General features: G+C 40.6%; 17 protein-coding genes. 14 read left to right on the forward strand and 3 right to left on the reverse strand.

What is annotated here, in order from left to right; all coding sequences use genetic code 11:
• Positions 1-112 precede the first annotated feature (112 nt).
• The gene (yiaA, locus tag ABJF57_RS08580) at positions 113-514 is read left to right on the forward strand and encodes an inner membrane protein YiaA (RefSeq protein ID WP_462234288.1); all 402 of its coding nucleotides are present in this window, start codon (positions 113-115) and stop codon (positions 512-514) included.
• Entirely contained in the window at positions 515-2,038 is a 1,524-nt protein-coding gene (locus ABJF57_RS08585) for a phospholipase D-like domain-containing protein (protein WP_462234290.1), read from the forward strand.
• Positions 2,039-2,101: 63 nt separating this feature from the next.
• On the opposite strand, the gene ABJF57_RS08590 is transcribed toward ABJF57_RS08585, so the two are convergent.
• Positions 2,102-4,270, reverse strand: coding sequence for a hypothetical protein (locus tag ABJF57_RS08590; protein ID WP_462234291.1), 2,169 nt, complete (start codon positions 4,268-4,270; stop codon positions 2,102-2,104).
• Between the two features lie 334 nt (positions 4,271-4,604).
• On the opposite strand from ABJF57_RS08590, the gene ABJF57_RS08595 reads away from it, so the two are divergent.
• The 5 genes from ABJF57_RS08595 (at position 4,605) to ABJF57_RS08615 (ending at position 11,803) form a co-directional block, all read left to right on the forward strand.
• Positions 4,605-5,714 (forward strand): AraC family transcriptional regulator, encoded by a 1,110-nt coding sequence (locus tag ABJF57_RS08595; protein ID WP_462234293.1) that lies wholly within the window; start codon positions 4,605-4,607, stop codon positions 5,712-5,714.
• Between the two features lie 66 nt (positions 5,715-5,780).
• Positions 5,781-6,767, forward strand: coding sequence for an alpha/beta hydrolase family protein (locus ABJF57_RS08600; protein ID WP_462234295.1), 987 nt, complete (start codon positions 5,781-5,783; stop codon positions 6,765-6,767).
• 303 nt (positions 6,768-7,070) lie between these two features.
• Positions 7,071-8,933, forward strand: coding sequence for a tetratricopeptide repeat-containing sensor histidine kinase (locus tag ABJF57_RS08605; RefSeq protein ID WP_462255581.1), 1,863 nt, complete (start codon positions 7,071-7,073; stop codon positions 8,931-8,933).
• Complete coding sequence (locus ABJF57_RS08610) at positions 8,930-9,679, forward strand: LytR/AlgR family response regulator transcription factor (protein WP_462234299.1); 750 nt, start codon at positions 8,930-8,932, stop codon at positions 9,677-9,679. Before ABJF57_RS08605 ends, ABJF57_RS08610 begins: the two co-directional genes overlap by 4 nt.
• 171 nt (positions 9,680-9,850) lie before the next feature.
• On the forward strand, positions 9,851-11,803 hold the full coding sequence (locus ABJF57_RS08615) for a cadherin domain-containing protein (RefSeq protein WP_462234301.1): 1,953 nt from the start codon (positions 9,851-9,853) through the stop codon (positions 11,801-11,803).
• A gap of 127 nt (positions 11,804-11,930) precedes the next feature.
• On the opposite strand, the gene ABJF57_RS08620 is transcribed toward ABJF57_RS08615, so the two are convergent.
• Positions 11,931-13,562: a serine hydrolase domain-containing protein gene (locus ABJF57_RS08620; RefSeq protein WP_462234303.1), complete on the reverse strand. Its 1,632-nt coding sequence runs from the start codon at positions 13,560-13,562 to the stop codon at positions 11,931-11,933.
• A 244-nt stretch (positions 13,563-13,806) separates the two neighbouring features.
• Between ABJF57_RS08620 and ABJF57_RS08625 the strand changes: the two genes are divergently transcribed.
• From ABJF57_RS08625 to ABJF57_RS08655, 7 genes are all read left to right on the forward strand, one after another.
• Positions 13,807-14,184, forward strand: coding sequence for a nuclear transport factor 2 family protein (locus ABJF57_RS08625; protein ID WP_462234304.1), 378 nt, complete (start codon positions 13,807-13,809; stop codon positions 14,182-14,184).
• A 97-nt stretch (positions 14,185-14,281) separates the two neighbouring features.
• Positions 14,282-15,322: a zinc-dependent alcohol dehydrogenase family protein gene (locus ABJF57_RS08630; protein WP_462234306.1), complete on the forward strand. Its 1,041-nt coding sequence runs from the start codon at positions 14,282-14,284 to the stop codon at positions 15,320-15,322.
• 55 nt (positions 15,323-15,377) lie between these two features.
• Complete coding sequence (locus tag ABJF57_RS08635; protein ID WP_462234308.1) at positions 15,378-15,806, forward strand: SRPBCC family protein; 429 nt, start codon at positions 15,378-15,380, stop codon at positions 15,804-15,806.
• Positions 15,807-15,866: 60 nt separating this feature from the next.
• A complete protein-coding gene (locus ABJF57_RS08640) occupies positions 15,867-16,058 on the forward strand; it encodes a hypothetical protein (RefSeq protein ID WP_462234310.1) in 192 nt (63 codons plus the stop codon).
• Entirely contained in the window at positions 16,048-17,031 is a 984-nt protein-coding gene (locus ABJF57_RS08645) for a DUF6624 domain-containing protein (RefSeq protein ID WP_462234312.1), read from the forward strand. The genes ABJF57_RS08640 and ABJF57_RS08645 overlap by 11 nt, the downstream gene beginning before the upstream one ends.
• Before the next feature lie 116 nt (positions 17,032-17,147).
• On the forward strand, positions 17,148-17,756 hold the full coding sequence (locus ABJF57_RS08650; protein ID WP_462245079.1) for a hypothetical protein: 609 nt from the start codon (positions 17,148-17,150) through the stop codon (positions 17,754-17,756).
• Positions 17,757-17,809: 53 nt separating this feature from the next.
• A complete protein-coding gene (locus tag ABJF57_RS08655; protein ID WP_462234315.1) occupies positions 17,810-18,151 on the forward strand; it encodes a hypothetical protein in 342 nt (113 codons plus the stop codon).
• Between the two features lie 69 nt (positions 18,152-18,220).
• Here the strand turns inward: ABJF57_RS08655 and ABJF57_RS08660 are convergent, their stop codons facing one another.
• Complete coding sequence (locus ABJF57_RS08660; protein ID WP_462234317.1) at positions 18,221-19,189, reverse strand: hypothetical protein; 969 nt, start codon at positions 19,187-19,189, stop codon at positions 18,221-18,223.
• Between the last annotated feature and the right edge of the window lie 18 nt (positions 19,190-19,207).

Below are 19,207 nucleotides of genomic sequence, written 5' to 3' on the forward strand. Positions count from 1 at the left end.
AACCTTTCTTTTACCCCAGCCGTACACGGTCGGAACTTTTGCAGAACACCTGTTTCGGCAAAAGTCAGTATTGAGTTTTTAAATCGATTTTATAATTAAAGATGAAACTATTATGAATCAGAAAACGTCAAACGCCTTTGTGGCAGCTTCATGGATTGCCATGGGCACAGGAATTGTTGGATACCTGATCGGGCTCTTCAGAGCTGAGATGGAGCTCAACGAAAAAGGTTACTATTTTACCATTTTAATGTACGGACTATTCTCCGTTATCTCCTTACAAAAAGCAGTACGTGACAGGCTAGAAGGAATACCGGTGACAGATATCTATTACGGGATCAGTTGGTTCTCTACCCTGCTTTCCATCCTACTCCTTGTCATAGGGCTTTGGAACGCCGAGCTGTGGCCTAGCGAGAAGGGATTTTATGCTTTTGCTTTTCTGCTCGCTATATACGGTGCGATTGCAGTTCAGAAAAATACTCGAGATAATCAAGTAGCTTTCGATTCAAAAGAATAAATGAAGCATCAATTCCTCTTTCTGCTTATTGTTTTTCTTGCATGCTCATCGGAGAAGCGCCAGTATGAGCCCATCACGGAAGATTACTGTGCAACACTTCCCATGCAAAGCGAAAAGGAGCTGAATCAACTCATGGATTTCACGAAAATCGATTCAACCAAGACAGGCGTATTGGTGCTCGAAGAGGGCGATGTTTCTATGATATTCAGAGCGTGGCTCAGCGAAGCAGCACAAGAAAGCATTGACATTCAGTATTTTATTTTCTCCGGCGACAATGTAGGATTGATCGCTGTGGACTACCTACTGAGAGCGGCAGAAAGAGGAGTTTTGGTTCGTCTGCTGGTGGACGACATCATGGTGGAAGCTGATGCAGATGAATTGTTGGCTATCGACTCTCACCCCAACATTGAGATCAAAATCTACAATCCTACAGCTAACATTGGCAAGAATTTGTCATCTAAAGTAAAAAGCCTGGCAACAGACTTTCGTGGCGTAAATCAACGCATGCACAACAAAACCTTCACCGTTGATGGTAAGGTTATCATCACGGGAGGGCGAAACATCGCTGATGAATACTTTGATTATGATCATAAATATAACTTCCGCGATAGGGATGTAATGCTCGTGGGTGAGTCAGTTGTTGATGTAACCAACTCCTTCTCCATGTTTTGGGAAAATGACTTGAGCGTGCCTATTGCTGAACTTATCAGTTTAAGTGAGGCCGAAAAGAATACAGAAGTCAAATTTGCCTACCTGCATCAATACGCATGTAGCCCTAATAACTTTTGGCCAGAAGTACGCAAGAACATCGAACATGTACCAGCGCTATTCAAGCAACTCCACACTGCGGGACAAGTGGCCTGGGTGGAAGACGTATCTTTTGTCTCAGATATCCCGGGTAAAAACGATGGCTCTGAAGGGTTGGGAGGTGGTGGTGCCAGTACCGACGCGCTTATTGAGTTGATTACTGAAGCACAACATTCCATTTACATACAAACACCCTATTTGGTAACTACTGAGCTAAGTCAACAATTGTTTAAAGCTGCCGTTGACCGAGGGGTTAAGGTGAAAATACTGACCAACAGCCTCATGTCCACAGACAACCTTGAAGCCTTCAGCGGGTATAAGCGAGAACGGGAAACCTTGCTGGACATAGGTATTGAAATATACGAATTCAGGCCCGATGCAGCCATTCGATATGAAGTAATGACCGGTGCACTTCAGCGAAAGATCAACTTCACTCCCACCTTTGGCTTGCATGCTAAATCCATGGTAGTAGATGATGAAATAGCCATCATTGGTACATTCAACCTGGATCCAAGAAGTGCCAACCTCAACACGGAATGCATTGCAATCATCCGCGATTCAACCATCGCTACCAACCTCTCCAACACCATGCTCATAGAATTGCAACCTGAAAACGCCTGGCAGACCACCACTGAATTCAATCCCGATGAGTATGCTAGCAGAAGCAAGCGATTTCAGCTTTGGCTCAGAGGCGTTGTTCCTAAGTCTATTTTGTAAAGGACAACTTGCCCAATATGTAAGGCTTTGTCATTAATCTGGATAAGTTGCTCCAGCTTAGGTTTATGGCAATTGATAAAATGATGCCATATACTCAAATTTCAATCGATTACTGAAATAATAATATTGATGTAGTACGATTTTATCTTTGTCTTTACTAGTTTGAAATATAACATCGTAATTTTCGCTTCCCACAAGCCATCCATCACGTGTTAAATAAAGAGGGCGATCCTCACTGTCAACTTCAGCGGATAATACATAATGATCTCCATTGGGTTCTATTGTGAAAGTGAAACTTGAATCTCTATCTGATCTAAATGAGATAGCCTCGTTGGGTAAAAACAATATTGAATCAGGGTTCTGGAGAAACAAGGAAGCCTCTGCAAGTTGATTGGCAAAATAATAAGCACTGTCTTGATTAAAGACTGAGGAAAATCGTTGATAAGCTTTTCGATAGTTTTTCTCTCTTAGATCCATAAGAGCTGAGTCTAATCTGTCATTACTTCTAAGAAATAATGTATAAGATGGTTCGTATTCAAAATTCTTTTCTGTCATTACTCCGCTGGAGTAGACATTATCTGAATTCGCCACTAAATTCAATGAACTTGTCAATTGTGATTCATAAAAAGGTGTGCTCCACAATACTGTGTTTTGGTTAGTTAAAAATGCCACCCGAGGTAATCTTCCAAAAAGTTCAACATAAAGAGAATTTTCATTTTGTCGAACCTTTAGAAGGCTCGATTTAGACCGAAAAGGAAAGTAATTCCCTATAGTTGCTGCTGTCATTTTACTTAATTCATCTTCATTTTTCGATCCCATAAATTTGGATGCTTGCGCTAAACTATCCAGACTATAAAAGTCTGGTCTATCCAAAAGTGCTGATTGGAAATTTGCCAGGGATTGATCGTAGTTCTTTTCTACTAGATTGGTAATTCCATATGCAATATCTGTATTGGTGGCATTCAATAGAATCGAGTATTTGTCTATGTACTTTCTTGCAACCTCTGTGAAGCCACCAATCATTGATAATTCGAATGAGATTTCGGCAAAACTTACATCGTATTCCTTGCTTATTTTTTTAAGCGCGATATCCAAAGCTTCTTCATAGAAACCATTTGATGATAGAAAAACAACATAATCTAAGCTTGCTTTGGCATCTCCGGGATTCATTTTCATATACTTTTGAAAAGTCGCCAGCGCTTTATCATTCTCCCCGTTTGCGAGAAAGTAATAGGCTCTAAATTTCAATTGATCTCTTTTGGGTATTCTACCAATTTTCGGCAATCCCGATGCTGTTATTCGTCTTTTATAGTCAATGCTTAAGTCATTCAAAAAAGCGTATTCGGTCTCAAACAGATATGCATATGCAAATTCCTTATCTACTTCGATTGCTTTGGTTTTATCCCCGAAAACAAAATATTTAAAGGCTTCAAGATTACTTGTCATATGTGATCTAAAAGGCAGGTTGACTTCATTTCTCACATTGGGATGAAGATCAATCTTATCAAGCAATGTATTTTTAATCTTATCGCTCAGAGTGAAAATATCAACACTTTGATAGCTACTTGAATTCACTACTCTGCCTTTCTTATCATAGATTTTAATATTGGCAAATATGCTATCATTGGTTAACCGAAAGTTACCAGTTAAGGCATAGTCAGCTCCACGAAGTTTTACCCATTCGATTATTTCTTGCAGGTTACTTTCAGAGGCGGTTCCAGAATTTTCGGTTTTTACACCTTGAAACTGGTTGAGATTTATCCCAATAGCTATTCGAAGACCATCTTCAATCCACTCATTATTTTCATCACATCCTTCTGTGCAAGCAATGTTATACACCTGTATGGTCTTCACAAAGGCAGATTTAACAACTGTTTTTGTAACGATATTGCCATCTTCATCCTGATACGAAATCTTTGATGACATAGAACCCAGTTCGTCACCCCAGTAAGAGATAGTTATAGTAATGATGAGCACTATGAGGTTTAGTATCGGAACCATTTTTTTTACCCGAGAAGTGCGACGTGTCGCGGAGAGGTTTTCTCCCAAAGCCAACAGAACAATACTAGGGATAAAACCAATCAATGCGAAAAGGAGAATATCAATCCATAATAAGGAAATATTTAGTCGAGTCAATAAGAAGGAGGAAAACTCAATGAAGGTCCACGCACCAACTATATATCCAACAATGAGCTTGAAATAGAACTTATCCCAAAAGTGCTCCTTATCCATTTTTTGAGATTTTTTTTTCATAAGAATTTATGCAACCCTAGCACCTAACATTTTTTAAAATAGGAGATTAATCAGTTAAGATACCTCACAATAAGCAAAGGTGGCAGATGCCTCTATTTTATTTTGATGCACTTACTTTACATTCTTCTCAATGGGACTTCTTGATTACATAGTTACAGCTATGCGCAAGCGAATCCATCTATTTCGATATTATTTGCAATACCAAAGCCTGATTAGCAGTTGATTCCAGAATCAAAATATTATCAGTGTAAACTTCTTCCTTAAATATTCTAAATTCAACAGTCAGTATTGAACTTGAATTACTTGCCATCACATGACAATCACATTCAACATATGGGTACTATTGTTTGGCTGTGGACTCGCAATTGGAGTCTTTTTACAATTCTTGTTCCTCTTTTTTAGAAAAAAGCATTCGCTACATTTCAAGAATGTAATTGCTGCATTTTTCATTATGAGTATCATGCTATTAGATGAAATTATACAGGAATCAGATGTGATAGATTACTACCCTTTTTTAGCGGATTTTACTTTGACTGCTGATCTTCTGATTTGGCCATTTTTTCTATTCTACATCCAGGCCATTTCAGGAAAGCGAAGCAGGTATAGCTATTTAGACATGGTTTATTTTCTACCATTTCTCATTGGCTTTATTTGGCAAATCCCCTATACCTTCTCGCAAGGTCTTGAAAAGATTGAATATTTCGAAAAAGGGATACCTCAGAGCATGGCCATATTCGTATTATTCAAGTCAAGTATTGCTTTTTTATTTCTCGGCTACACCATACACACCCTTACGGTACGGCTGAGCAAACTAAAAGAACTTTTCTATGGGAATAAAAAAGTGATTTTGCTTTGCAATTTTCGAAAACTTGTCATTGCAATATCAGTCGTTATTTTTCTTGTCTATGCTACTTTTTTCTTCAATTACTTTGATTTTCATATACCCTTTGAGTCGGACAAGGTCGGGAGTCTCTTGATCATAGGCATGTTCTATTTCATGGGGATCATTGCATTTAAAAACCCAGCCTTGTTTGAAGAAAATTCATACTCCTCCTTAATTGTTGATTTTTTTAACGGGGAAGAAGCCAGCCATGCCAATCGCCTCTTTACTTTCTTTCAAACCGAAAGGCCTTATTTAAATGAAAAACTCACACTTGGAGAAACTGCTCAGAATCTAGGCTTATCGAATCAGCAACTGTCTTACCTAATCAATCAATACTTAGGAACCACTTTTTTAGATTTTGTAAACACCTATCGAGTAGGAGCCGTAAAGCAGGCTCTCAAAAATGGAGAGCATAAAAAGAAGACTTTGCTCGGACTTGCATTGGAATCAGGATTTGGCAATAAAGCCTCCTTCAATAGAATATTCAAAAATCATGAAGGTATTTCTCCATCTACGTATGCTGAAAAAAAAATAAAATAGGTCTCAAAAAAGAATTGAGTCGATTATCTACCGCATTCCATATTGCTTTGGTAAAAACTCAATACTATGAAATTCAAAGGACTATTAATCGGAGCACTTTTAGTGCTTATTGTGAGTGTGTGCTATGCCACAAAAAAGGAAGAGATCGCTTTTGTCAGCGGTGATTTGCGTCTTTCTGGAACCGTGATGCTTCCAAAAGGAAAAGGCCCCTTCCCTGCTGTTGTATTTCTTCATGGTTCGGGGGAATCTACCCGAGACCAAAATATCTGGAGAGCTAAAAAATTTGTGAAAAATGGATATATCGCATTGGTTTATGATAAAAGAGGAACAGGAGAATCTCAGGGCACGAAAGATGATTGGCGATATTTTAGCTTTGACTCCCTCGCACAGGATGCCATTGCTGCTATTGATTATTTAAAAACAAGGTCTGATGTAAAAGCACAGAAGATTGGCATTGTTGCAGCTAGCCAGAGTGGCTGGGTAGCTCCTATTGTAGCTAACAAATCCAACGATGTATCCTTTTTAATTATGATCTCAGCCTCGGTGAGCACTGTAGCAGAAGACCGCTTATTCGAACGCGCCACTCGCCTGGCAAATGAAGGCTTCAACAAAATGGAAGTAGCAGAAGCAACGGAGATGCAAAAGCTTGATCAGGAACTTACACGGAACCACTCCAGGCATGAAGAATTCAAACAACTGTGGGAGAAGAATAAAAATAAGGCTTGGTTTTCACGTGTTTATGTGTCTGAATACTTCCTCGAGGAGCCAAGTTCCAATGCCTACAGAAGTTGGTTCAAAACTCTTATCGACTTTGATCCTGTTCCGTTACTTGAAGCGACAAACATTCCGATTCTTTGGCTTTTTGGTGACTCCCAGCTAGATCGTTTTGGTCCTGTGGAGCAGAGTTTGAAACGTATCAATATGCTGGTAGATAGTGGTAAAAACTTTCAATCCATCCAATATCCTGGTTCCGATCATAACTTGAAAGGCACTGACTACTTCTCAGACATATTTTCCTGGCTGCAAGCCTCTGCTAATAGCGACCAAAGGTAGTTGCATCACAGATTTACATAGATTTTTTCATGAAAGTAACGACAACTCGCAGGCGTGAGGTGAAGCTTTGTTTTAGAACATGAATAGGGATATTCGATCTAAATCAAACCAACAACCCATGAAAAATTCGATTTTTATTCCTCGTCGAATCCTGTTTTTGAGTTGTCAGTTTGTGTTCGCTTGAACAACAACAAGCACCTGCTTTAAAAGCTTAAAACAATATTTGAGAAGAAATCTCGGTTAATTTTTCAAAAAAAAGTGCAAGTTCGCTCAACATAAACTTGAGCGTATTTGATTACCACCGTGAAGGCTAAAAACCTACTTACTCTTCTATTATTTTCGACTTGCCATGTCTGCTTTGGGCAGACAAAAGCACCCGTAGATAGCACGATTATTAAAAAGACAGATAGCCTGGTGCGGCTGGCTTACAGCCTTTGGGATGTGAATCTAGACTCCGCTGAAACCATTGCTAAGTACATGCTAAGCTATTCGGAAAAAAACAAGCATCTGCGAGGAATTGGGCAGGCTTATTCAACACTTGGGACTATTTATCAAATGAAAGGAGATCAAGTTCAATGCTTGATCTATTATAAAAAAACAGCTGCCATTTTTGAAGAACTGGGTCATGAGCTATTTCTGGCCAATGTAAGCTATAACATTGGGGTAATTCTCATCGATGACCAAGAGTTCGAGGAAGCTTTACCATACATGCAGAAAGCACATGAACTTTACCTAATTCACGATAAGAAGAAGTCTGGCCTTGGCCACACCTACATGTCCATTGGTAGTTTGTATGAAAAACTGAATAAGCCTCTCACAGAGGTGTTGGATCAATTCAAAGAGGCTGAAATGATTGCGTTGTCCAAAAATGACACCCTACTTTTAGTCTCTATTTTCAATGGACGTGGAGAGGCATTCATGAAAAACAATCGCAATGTACCTGCCGCCCTTTCTTCCTTTTTGAAAGCTAACCAACTGTTGCAAAGAAGTCAGCCAAATAATCACTTCTATATGGGATATTCCTACAACTTATTAAGTGAAGCATATTATATCACCGAAGCATACAGCAAAGCACTGGTACATAACGATAATGCTTTATATGAATACAATACACTCCACTACTTAAAGGGACTTAGAAAAACATATGAAAACAGAAAAAACATATTAGCCAAGCTGGGGAATTTCAAAGAAGCATTTGACGCGTATGAGCTGTTTACCATCTACAGAGATACCTTGTACCAAAACGATCGGCGAAAAGAATTCAGGAAATTGAAAACGGAATATGAAACTGAGCAACTGGCAGCTGAAAAAGCTACTGCAGAAGCACAGGTCGAGTTAGCTGAAAGTAAAAGCAACCAGAACAGAAACTATCTAATCGCGGTTATTGCCATAGCCATACTCATTTTTCTTATTTCCATTTTCTTATTAGCAAGGTTGCAGGCTCGAAAAAAAATAGAGCTCATAGCCATGGAATTAAAAGAAGCTCAAAAGCGACTAGCCCTGGAAAAACAATACCGCGAGAGCGAACTCAAAGCATTGAAGTCGCAAATGAATCCACATTTCATCTTCAATGCACTCAACTCTATTCAAGAGTTCATCGTCACCAATAAAAAGGATGAGGCGAGTGATTATCTGAGTCAGTTTGCAGGTTTAATACGCACCTACCTGGAACACAGCGATTCAGGCCTGATATCTCTCACAGAAGAAGTTGAAAGTCTGACCATGTACCTGGATCTGGAGGTGATGCGATTTGAGGATGCTTTTGATTATTCTATCTCAGTTTCTGACACAATAGCACAAGACGCCACTTACCTGCCTACCATGCTGATCCAGCCTTATGTGGAAAATGCTATTAAGCATGGGCTATTGCACAAGAAAGGTAACAAGCGGCTCATTGTTTCATTTGAAACATTACAAAAAGAAATGATTCAATGTGTCATTGAGGATAATGGTGTTGGGCGAGACAAAACAAGGGAATTACAAAAGAGCAGAAACAAATGGCACAAGCCGTTTGCTTCTAAGGTAACTCAGGAGCGACTAGGACTTCTCAACTACGGCAAAGACAAAAAAATAGGTGTTATAATTGAGGATCTGACTGAGAATGAACAGGCCATCGGCACTCGGGTCACACTTACCATTCCTATAGGAAAGAGACAGACGACATGAAAGCAATTATAATTGACGATGAGCCCAAAGCAAGGAATATCCTTAAAGTACTAATAGAGGAAAACTGTCCAAAGATCAAAGAAGTTTTTCAAGCTGAAGATTTGCTTACAGGCGTTAAAATTATCCAAAATCAAGCTCCCCACATCGTATTTCTGGATATTGAAATGCCGGAACACTCCGGATTAGAAATCTTGAATTTCATTGAAAAAGAAGTAGTAGATTTCGAAATCATCTTCACCACTGCGTATAGCGACTATGCCGTGCAAGCCTTTCAACTGGCGGCCATAGATTATCTGCTAAAGCCTGTATCATCCAAGCAAGTGAAAAATGCAGTGGATAAATGTTTGGCACTTATTGGAAAGTCAAACATAAGCAGCAAACTCACCGAATTGAAAGCGAGTTTGGCTTCATCCAACTTTAAGAAAATTGGACTCCCAGTTTCTAATGGCATTAAGTTCGTTTCTTTTGAAGAAATCGTAATGCTGGAAGCCGATGGCATGTACACGAAAATTACATTAGAAAAAGAAGATGAAATTCTCATCAGCAAACCACTAAAACATTTTGTGGAACTTCTTAAGAATATACCCCTGTTCTATCGACCTCATCGCTCATTTTTGATCAATCTCAAGTATGTATCGCAATACATAAAAAGCGATGGAGGATATATCCTAATGGACAATGGCACCTCTGTCACCATAAGTAAAGAGAATCGTGACCAATTTCTGACGTTGATCAGCAGCATCTAAGCTGAGATACTCTATGGATAGCTGATTCAATCAAATACCCACCTTGTTTGGAGTGTCTGCTTCATTGATGTGCTTTAGCAACTCAGATCAACATCTCAGCAATTGCTATAACAATCGCTTCGATTCTGCTTTCACATTTGCCATCAATATTAAACAGAACTTATACTTACTATGAAAACAAGGAAAAAAACCGCCATGCTAGTACTCATCCTGATGGCGATTTCATGCGGAAAGGATGATGCAGTAGCTCCTCCACAGAATGCGGCTCCTAAGATTAGCGCTCAAACTTTCAGCGCATCGGAAGTAGCTTCAGACACAGATGTGCTCGGAACAGTAGTTGCCTCTGATGAAGACGAAGATGATGTACTTTCGTTTAGCATTACCACCAATGATAATGACTTATTTGAGATCAGCACTTCCGGTGAGTTGAGTCTTGCATCCGGGAAAAATCTTGACTTTGAAACGACTACTTCACACAACATTACTGTAGAGGTGACTGATGGAGAGGATGAAGTATCAGCCATAATCACAATCAATGTGGTAGATGTCGCTGAAAACATGGCGCCTGTCATAGCCAACCAGTCATTTACAGTGGCAGAGAACATAGGAGATAATGACTCTATTGGCGATATAATAGCTACTGACCCTGATGGAGATCAACTCATATTTGTTATCACTGTTGATGATGACAACCTTTTCGAGGTTAGAGGCGATGGTACATTCATCAATCTCAAAATAGGTGAAGGACTGGATTTTGAAACGAAAACAAGCCATACGTTCACTGTCTCCGTAAATGATGGCATTTTAACAACCTGTGCTGATGTAACGATCAATGTCACAAACGTAAACGAGGCACCAATCATTAATTCGGCAACAACTACGTTTACAGTAGCTGAGGATATTGTTTCCGGAACGGTCGTTGGAAACGTTACTGCTAGTGACCCGGAAGGAGATAATGTCACATTCAGATTAGTACCCGCTGAAACAGGTGGAAATAAATTCAGGGTTGGATCTGATGGCACCATAAGTCTTCACCCGATACATACACTTGATTATGAATCTTCTACGTCTCACACAGTCAAGGTAATGGTAACAGACGGTGATTTGAGCACTACCCAAAACATTACCATCAATGTAACAGATGTAGTAGAACCGTCAGGAATTACGGTAAGTACTTTTGCCGGATCAATGTTGTCTGGTTTAGTTAATGGAACTGGCGCAGCAGCCAGATTTAATACCCCAACAGGTCTGGCTATGGATGCTTCAGGCAATATTTATGTAGGAGATGGAAGTAACAATGTGATTAGAAAAATTACTCCAGCAGGAGTAGTTAGCACTTTTGCTGGTACAGGCGTGAGAGGTTACGTCGATGGACCGGGCAATACCGCACAGTTTAACGATCCTTTTGGCTTAGCCATTGATGCCGCCGGTAATATTTATGTAGCTGAGCAAGGCAATCACAGAATTCGAAAAATAACGCCAGCAGGGGTAGTGAGCACTTTTGCAGGCTCAGGCACACAGGGGTTTGTAGATGGTATAGCCACAGCAGCGCAATTTAACCGTCCTGTTGGTTTGGCAATAGACGCTTCAGATAACTTGATTGTGGCCGAATTTTCAAATCATGCGATTCGTAAGGTGACTCCTTCCGGAGATGTATCCACTCTTGCAGGTGATGGTACAGCAGGGTATGCGGACGGAGCAGCTTCACAAACCAGAAGACTCAATGCTCCTGTGGGGGTAGTAGTAGCCAATAATGGAACTATTTACATTGCAGATTCAGGCAATAATGCGATTCGTGCGCTAGGCACTGGCGGACCTTTGTCAACATATCTTACCTCTGCAAACGGATTTAACAAACCTTATAATCTGACAATCGATGCAAATGATAACATGTACATCACCGATTGGGCTAATCATCGCATTATAAGAGCTTTCAAAGATGCCAATAATAATGACGTATTGACTACTATGGTTTTTTCTGGAATGACGGGCAATCCTGACTTCATAGATGGACAGTCAGAAGCAAGATTCAACCGTCCTTGGGGTATCATAGTTGATAATTCTGATAACCTGTTTGTTGCAGACTATCAAAATCACAGCATCCGCAAGATTACGATCGAGTAGTTGGTGAAATAGAAGGGTGTGATTTAGATCACCCCTTCTTTCCTAATAGCCTACATTGGACCCAAGCATTCACTCTAGATGTAGCAACCCTAAGCATCCTCGTCAATGCTTGAAATACCGACATCCATCATTCCACTCGCTCAAAACGCATCGGCTTAAACGAATAGTCACTGATAGTAAATTCACTTTTCGTCTCATTGAAGCGTAAATATCCATGGTGCGTGGATTCAGAGCAGAATATGTTCGCCATCACAGGAACGTAATTCATGAGTTTTTCCCCCTTGACAAATATTGCAATCCCCTCTTTTTCGTCTTGCTTCAATTCGTAGGTAACCTCCAGTGCTTCATTCCTGTAGCGTCCCAAAAATGAATTGATATCTGGCGTTTTTGAGGGGACGTAAGATTCATATCTATAATTGATGATCCCCTCTCTGATCAAGTTCATTTTTATTGGCTTCCCTTTCTCCAAAGCAAATTGCAACGTATAGTCAGAGAGAGTACCTAGTAATTTGAATCGATCCTTACCTATTGGCATCAGTTTATATGCTCGGCCTGAATCTTCCGTGTATTTGTATACCAGTGTATCATTCTCAACAACAAGTTCTTTTAAGTAGCCATTTTTGTAGGCAATGTAATCCCCTTCATATTTCCTTAAATTTTTCACTGACATAGCATACGCCTTTGGTTCAACCGTATTTGGATTTTGATCAATGAGAAGATCAAGTATCTTATACGCATGGTTTGGTGCGGATATGCTTTCATTGTTGCTCAACGTCAACACCCAAAAATTTGCTTGTGGCACTTTCAAAAACATTGCACTAAATCCATCCCAGTAACCGGTGTGGCCATAAAAGGAGTAACCTTTTTCAATACCGTGCTCTACGCCAAGTGCATAGCCAATTTCACTTCCATCATTTAAAACGCCTCGCGCCTCTAGACGTGACTCAGCATCTTTCACCGGATGTGTTTTTTCCTCCAACGCATTCGCCCACGTCATCAGGTCATCGATACTTGTATATAAGCGTCCATCACCTGAAGAGGTGAAATATCGATTTTGATTTACAACATATTCATCTGCTATCTTGCTATAACTGGTTGCCCTATTTGGTAAAACAACATTGCCCAGCTCATAGTAAGCTGTATTCGACATTCCCAATGGTTCAAACAAGAACTTGGTTGCATATGCATTGATGGTTGTGTCGCTTAGTTCTTGAATGATCTTATTCAGTAAGACATAATTCGAATTACTGTACTCATATTCATTCCCAGGCTTGAAGCCCAATTTGGGATTCTTCTTGATCAGCTCGTAAGCATCCTCAGTACTGAAGGGCATCTCCCATACATGCCCCGTCATACCGAGCGCTACTAAATAATCCATGATACCACTGGTATGATGCAGCAAATGATTAATAGTTACCTCTCCTTCTTGGTATTTTGGAAGATCTTCAAGAATATCACTCACTTTGTCATCAAGTGTAAGCTTGCCCTGATCTTCCAACATAAGAATGCAGGAAGCGGTTATGTGCATGGTGAGGCCACCCACCTCGAAACGCGTCTTGTCCGTTATTTCTATCCCGTAATCAAGATTACTTAAACCAAACATTTTCTTGTATACATACTGCCCGTCTTTATAAACAGCCACAGCTATTCCAGGCTCTTCAGAAAACCCTTCAAACAAACTATCAAGCTTAACCTGTTGGGCATGTGAGGAAGTGAAAAGTAATAGTGTGACTACAATAAGCGAAAGTTGTTTCTTCATGTCTATATCGATTAATGATTAAATGAATTCATTGTCATCTTCAATAAATTCTTCTCAAGGATACCTTCCAAAGAACCTGTTTTCGGTAGTCATTTATAAGATAGAAGTCCTGTTTTATAAAGTAGGACACGTGCATCGTCCAATACAATCGTTGGAATCGGCTGGCCAAGTGGCTAGTAAATCAAAAGATCAAGAAAGAGGCATTATCGTTTATCTGAAATAAGTTTACCAAAACGAACAGCTTATGAACTTAGAACAGAATAAAGCAAACGCCATTGCCTTTTATAAAATGGCGTATGAGGGTGACCCAAGAAAAGCTGTTGAAGCTTATGTAGGCAATGAATACATCCAACACAATCCCGATGTTGCCAATGGCCTGGACGGTTTCATTGCATATTTCGAACGTATGAAGCAAGAGTACCCGGACAAGTCCATCGAGTTTGTAAGGTGCATCGCCGAAGGAGATCTTGTGGCATTACATACTCATCAGACCTGGCCGGGGAATGACCAATATGTTACGATGGATTTTTTCAGATTTGATGAAAAAGGATTGATATGCGAGCACTGGGATTCCATCCAGCAGATTCCTCCTACTTCTAAGAATCCAAACACCATGTATTAGTTTTTACTCTGCTGCGTATGCCCTTTAATAATAATCATGAAGCAGAAGATTTTACCTGTTTTGAAGCTATCTAATAAATGATTGAAGATCTTAAGTAATGAAAGCGCTCATATACGAAAAATTTCAAGGACCTGTTGCTGTCCAGCATGTCACTGATCCCTCACCAAAAAATCATGGAGTAGTCGTAAAAGTTACAGCTACGGGTCTGTGCCGCAGTGACTGGCACGGCTGGATGGGACATGATCCAGACATAGACCTGCCACACGTACCTGGGCATGAGCTGGCTGGCACAATTGAAGTTATCGGAAAAGATGTGAAGCGTTTTCAGGTTGGTGATCGGGTAACTGTCCCATTTGTTAGTGGCTGTGGGAAATGTCCTGAATGCCATTCGGGTAATCATCAGATTTGTGACAACCAAAGACAGCCAGGTTTTACTCATTGGGGGTCTTTTGCAGAATACGTAGCGCTCGATTACGCCGACATTAACCTAGTGAAGCTTCCAGAGGAAATTGATGATGTGACTGCTGCCATTTTAGGATGCAGGTTTATTACATCCTTCAGAGCAGTAGCGGAGCAAGGGAAAGTCACAGGAGGCCAGCATGTTGTGGTGCACGGGTGCGGTGGAGTTGGACTTTCCGCCATTATGATAGCCAGCGCTTTAGGTGCTCAGGTCACTGCAGTGGATATTGATGAAGAAACCCTGAGCCTATCAAAAGAGCTGGGCGCTTCCCAAACAGTCAACGCTTCTCAATCGGACGATGTAATTGCACATGTGAAATCGTTAACCAATGGTGGAGCCCATGTATCCATTGATGCACTTGGAAGCCAGATCACCTGCTTCAATTCCATTTCAAATCTCAGGAAAAGAGGCAAGCACATTCAGGTAGGATTGATGACGGGAGACCACCAGCACCCCAAAGTTCCCATGGATCGGGTACTTGCTGATGAACTAGAAATCATAGGCAGTCACGGGATGCAGGCTTTTAAATATCCACAAATGCTGGAAATGATAAAAAATGGTCTCCTTCAGCCAGAAAAATTAATCGAAAGGACAATTTCTCTGCAAGAAGCAACTTCAGCGCTACCCAATATGAACAAGTTCAAAAACAAAGGTGTACTTGTGATTGATTCATTTTAAACAAATCGGCTGTCCAAAACATTTTTAATCATTCGTCCATAGAAAAACAACGTAGATGAATAATTACTCAACCTCAGTGGAAATTGAAAGGCCAGCGACACAAGTTTTCGAAGCAATTAGCTCACAATTGGAAGAATGGTGGGGACATCAAGACCATACTATAACAGAATCAGGCACTGTTTTCAAAGTATCCTGGGGTGAACCTTGGTACCAATTCAAGGTCGTCAAGTATGACGAGAACAAAGAAATGATTTGGGAATGTGTGGACGCCAATCAGATCATCAATGGCTTGGAAGGCGTGCAAAAAGAATGGGTAGGTACCAAAGTGCACTGGCGGCTAAAAGCGCTGGATGAAGAAAAGACGCTATTAAATTTTGAACATGAAGGACTCATTCCTGACTTTATATGCTTTGCTGTTTGCTCCACTGCATGGACCGATTTCCTTCAACAACATTTAGTCGCATTTCTGGAAAAAAACCCTTGATTTGTAACAAGCGGAGACTCTCATGCATTGATTATTTTAGCTACAGCTAAAGTTTAGGTCATGCGTAAAATACAACTAGCTCACAAGGTCATAATGGTCATTGGCATAATAAGTATCCTTTTCAGTGCTTATAGTGCATTTACTGGTCGTCCTTTCGACGACTACTTCTTTGGGCTACTTATTGGCGCTATTTTGCTCGGCACAGCCTACAACAACGATAAAAAATGGAAACAGCATGAAGATGAAAAATAGTTACCTCTACCTGGTACTACTTCTGAGCTTTTGTTCGCTTACTCTGGCTGCACAGGAAAAAGTTCAGCTTCCTGAAATTGCCAAAGAGTTGAAGCAGATGCGTGATGAAGATCAAAAACTTCGTAACAAATGGGTTTCTATGCATAGAAAAGGGAAAACAGAGAGCGAGAAGTTCAAAGAACTAACGGTCAGAGCTATTGCGGCTGATCGTGCCAATACAGCTCGATTGCGCGAAATCATCGCTAAGCATGGATGGCCAACTTATGACCTTGTGGGTCCTGGGCCAAGTAATAATGCCTGGCTGATTGTCCAGCATGCAGATAGAAATCCACTCTTTCAAGCCAAATGTCTTCCACTTCTTAAGGAGGCGGTTGATAATGAACAGGCGAATCCAAGTAACTATGCCTACCTATATGATCGCGTCCGTGTTTCTCTTGGAGAAAAGCAACTGTATGCTACCCAAAGTTGGACGAATAATGGATTAGAAAAAGGTTCATACTATCCGATAGATGATGAATCAAATGTTCAAAATCGCCGAGAAGAGATGAGCGTGAGTAGAACAGCCGTTGAGAATGCCCAATCCATGGGTTTTCAATATACCGTTCCTACACCTGAAGAAGCTCAGCAAAGAGCTGAGCAGTTGGCAATCTCATATCAAAAAAATATAGCCAAAGCAAAAGAAGCTTTCGCTCAAGAAAAGTACTTGGAAGCTGTGGATTACTACATTGAAGTCACGCGCGCCTACGGACATGTGACAACAGAAGATTTCGTATATGCAGCCAAAGCCTTATCACTATCCAAGCACGCCGAAATTGGTGAAGGTTACACCTTTCTTACCAGGGCATTGGCCAGAGGATGGGACGGATTTGATCAGGTAAAGTCAAATGCTGATTTTTCTCACTTACGAGCGTCTAGTCCTGGTAGATGGGAAGATTTACAACTTACAGCGGAGCAGATACATCTCGACCAGTAGATTAGGAGACATCCTTTTGAAATATAACTTCTGGTTTTGAAGCTTCTAGCCCACAATATATCCGATCCAATAGAAGCTTCATTACGAAAACCCTTGATCACTATACATCGTTTCCGATGGAGAACAAACTTAATCGTATGCATTTCAAATCAATCATTTCAGCCGTCGTGTTGGCCATGGCTCTTTTTTCTTGCCAGCAATCAAAAAAACCGAAACCTCCAATGGTGGATGGAAATATTGCTGACTTCCTCCGACTGGGCGTAGAACCAATCAATCTCATGGATGGAGTCAACCTATACTTCTATCAAGATGAATACTTTGTCTGGCTCGCATATGATTATCCAGAAAATAGCTTTGGAACGATGGATTTGAAACTTCTGACGCCCAACCTTGCAGATACCCTAAACATCCACGTTTCAGCGCAACTTGGTGAATGGTACTTAAAAGAAGGCGCTCCCAGACCAGATAACCCGCTAAGTGAATTATGGTGGAATCATACGGGATGGTATGCCAACGAAGTTTGGTCAAATGGCATAGATCGAAGCAACGAAAACGCTCGCCCCAAGTTTAAAAATGGAAAAGCTCGTGAAATTCAACTGGAGAAAGATCGATTCGGAAAAGGTGAATGGATCATGAAAGCTGAAATTAGGGCCATTCAAACACCAAATGGGTTTGCAAGTGTTACCTTTCCGGAAGAAGGCATGCACACGCTCAATGTCTATTAATTCAAATGGTTTTTAACAATACCTCGAAATTCAGCACCAAACAACTTTTCTTCATGGATGGTCTTGGAGCGCTGGTTTCTACGGTTTTCCTAGGAGTTATCCTGGTCAGACTAAAAGACATCATCGGTATGCCCCCGGCAATTTTATACCTATTGGCTTGTTTGGCGCTACTTTTTGCCGCCTATTCCTTAACCTGCTATTATCTCAAGTCATCCGATAAGAAATACCTCAGAATCATTGCTGTGATAAACACCTGCTATTGCTTACTCACTCTTGGCTTAATCATTTCATTTTTTGAAAGTTTGACTTTTCTGGGACTGAGCTATTTTGTGATCGAAATGATCATTATCCTAACTTTAGTCAGGCTGGAGTGGAATCATTCCAAGTATTCTTAAGCAGAAGAGCTGAGCTTCGCACATTGCTTACCTCAGCTGCTTTCTTTTAAGACTCAAACCCAGACGTCTTTACCATACCCTACTTTCACCGTTATCAAAATCGAAAGCATTTAACTCCTCCCAAATGAGTGATACAACCTCCTGGTAATGAGTAGAAACAAGTTCATGTACCGTATTTGGAATAACATAGTCTGCAGGTGATTCCGTACCGTACATTGCCATATAGGTAATTAATCCTGCCAGAAAATAGATTGTTGGCCTTCCATGTGGAGCGTCATCCTCGTACAATTCAGCGAATGGAATACTCGCAAGCTCTGTTTCCGTAAGAATTTTGCCAATGATAGGTCCTACAGGAATCATTCTGATATCATCTTCAGGTCTGGCTGTCACCAAATGATCGTGATAATCGATCCACCACTCATGAAATTCTCCTTGTGTGTTTTCATGATAAGCGGCCAATTCTTCCTCAGTTGGTGGAAATTGTCCTCCAATAAAAGGTGCCATATCTGGCCAGTTTTCATACACATAAAAGGTAATTTCTGGTTCTTGTTCCTTCACCCAATCATGAATCGTTAGCGTAGCTCCAACGGGTGATACATCACCATTGAAATAGTTTTCATCAGAAGGCTGATATTGAATGAAGTTAGCTGGTGTGAGTAGAACGGTGTTAAAATCGGCATCTGCAAAAGATTCGTTATCGGAATCCCAGGCAGGTTCTGCAATATCAAATCCCCATTGTGCGATAGGTGGAAGATCATCATGCTGCTGCAAAAATCCGTACTGGCCTGCGACCGCAAAATCAAAATTGGCATGATTTGCTAAAGAAGCCATCCAGTGAGGTACAGAAGTTTCATCGCTCGGGGTGGGAATCAAAGGTGGATCATGTACAATCAGGCTGTGACCAAATATGAAGGTTCTCAATTCGGTCGTCAGCGGCTCATGGTTTTCGTCATCAGATGGTTCAACAGGTTCATCATTTTTACAGTTAATGAGAAACAGGCTAGCGAGCATAAATATGGCGGCAGTAAATCTTTGCATGTGAATGTTAATTGGTTT

This window comes from Ekhidna sp. (genome assembly GCF_039940915.1).
Lineage (GTDB): Bacteria > Bacteroidota > Bacteroidia > Cytophagales > Cyclobacteriaceae > Ekhidna.

Bases quoted from the DNA above. Each gene is read 5' to 3' on its own strand.
- yiaA (WP_462234288.1), top strand. From the start codon at position 113: ATGAATCAGAAAACGTCAAACGCCTTTGTGGCAGCTTCATGGATTGCC.
- ABJF57_RS08585 (WP_462234290.1), top strand. From the start codon at position 515: ATGAAGCATCAATTCCTCTTTCTGCTTATTGTTTTTCTTGCATGCTCA.
- ABJF57_RS08590 (WP_462234291.1), bottom strand. From the start codon at position 4,270: ATGGATAAGGAGCACTTTTGGGATAAGTTCTATTTCAAGCTCATTGTT.
- ABJF57_RS08595 (WP_462234293.1), top strand. From the start codon at position 4,605: ATGACAATCACATTCAACATATGGGTACTATTGTTTGGCTGTGGACTC.
- ABJF57_RS08600 (WP_462234295.1), top strand. From the start codon at position 5,781: ATGAAATTCAAAGGACTATTAATCGGAGCACTTTTAGTGCTTATTGTG.
- ABJF57_RS08610 (WP_462234299.1), top strand. From the start codon at position 8,930: ATGAAAGCAATTATAATTGACGATGAGCCCAAAGCAAGGAATATCCTT.
- ABJF57_RS08615 (WP_462234301.1), top strand. From the start codon at position 9,851: ATGAAAACAAGGAAAAAAACCGCCATGCTAGTACTCATCCTGATGGCG.
- ABJF57_RS08620 (WP_462234303.1), bottom strand. From the start codon at position 13,562: ATGAAGAAACAACTTTCGCTTATTGTAGTCACACTATTACTTTTCACT.
- ABJF57_RS08625 (WP_462234304.1), top strand. From the start codon at position 13,807: ATGAACTTAGAACAGAATAAAGCAAACGCCATTGCCTTTTATAAAATG.
- ABJF57_RS08630 (WP_462234306.1), top strand. From the start codon at position 14,282: ATGAAAGCGCTCATATACGAAAAATTTCAAGGACCTGTTGCTGTCCAG.
- ABJF57_RS08635 (WP_462234308.1), top strand. From the start codon at position 15,378: ATGAATAATTACTCAACCTCAGTGGAAATTGAAAGGCCAGCGACACAA.
- ABJF57_RS08640 (WP_462234310.1), top strand. From the start codon at position 15,867: ATGCGTAAAATACAACTAGCTCACAAGGTCATAATGGTCATTGGCATA.
- ABJF57_RS08645 (WP_462234312.1), top strand. From the start codon at position 16,048: ATGAAAAATAGTTACCTCTACCTGGTACTACTTCTGAGCTTTTGTTCG.
- ABJF57_RS08650 (WP_462245079.1), top strand. From the start codon at position 17,148: ATGGAGAACAAACTTAATCGTATGCATTTCAAATCAATCATTTCAGCC.
- ABJF57_RS08655 (WP_462234315.1), top strand. From the start codon at position 17,810: ATGGATGGTCTTGGAGCGCTGGTTTCTACGGTTTTCCTAGGAGTTATC.
- ABJF57_RS08660 (WP_462234317.1), bottom strand. From the start codon at position 19,189: ATGCAAAGATTTACTGCCGCCATATTTATGCTCGCTAGCCTGTTTCTC.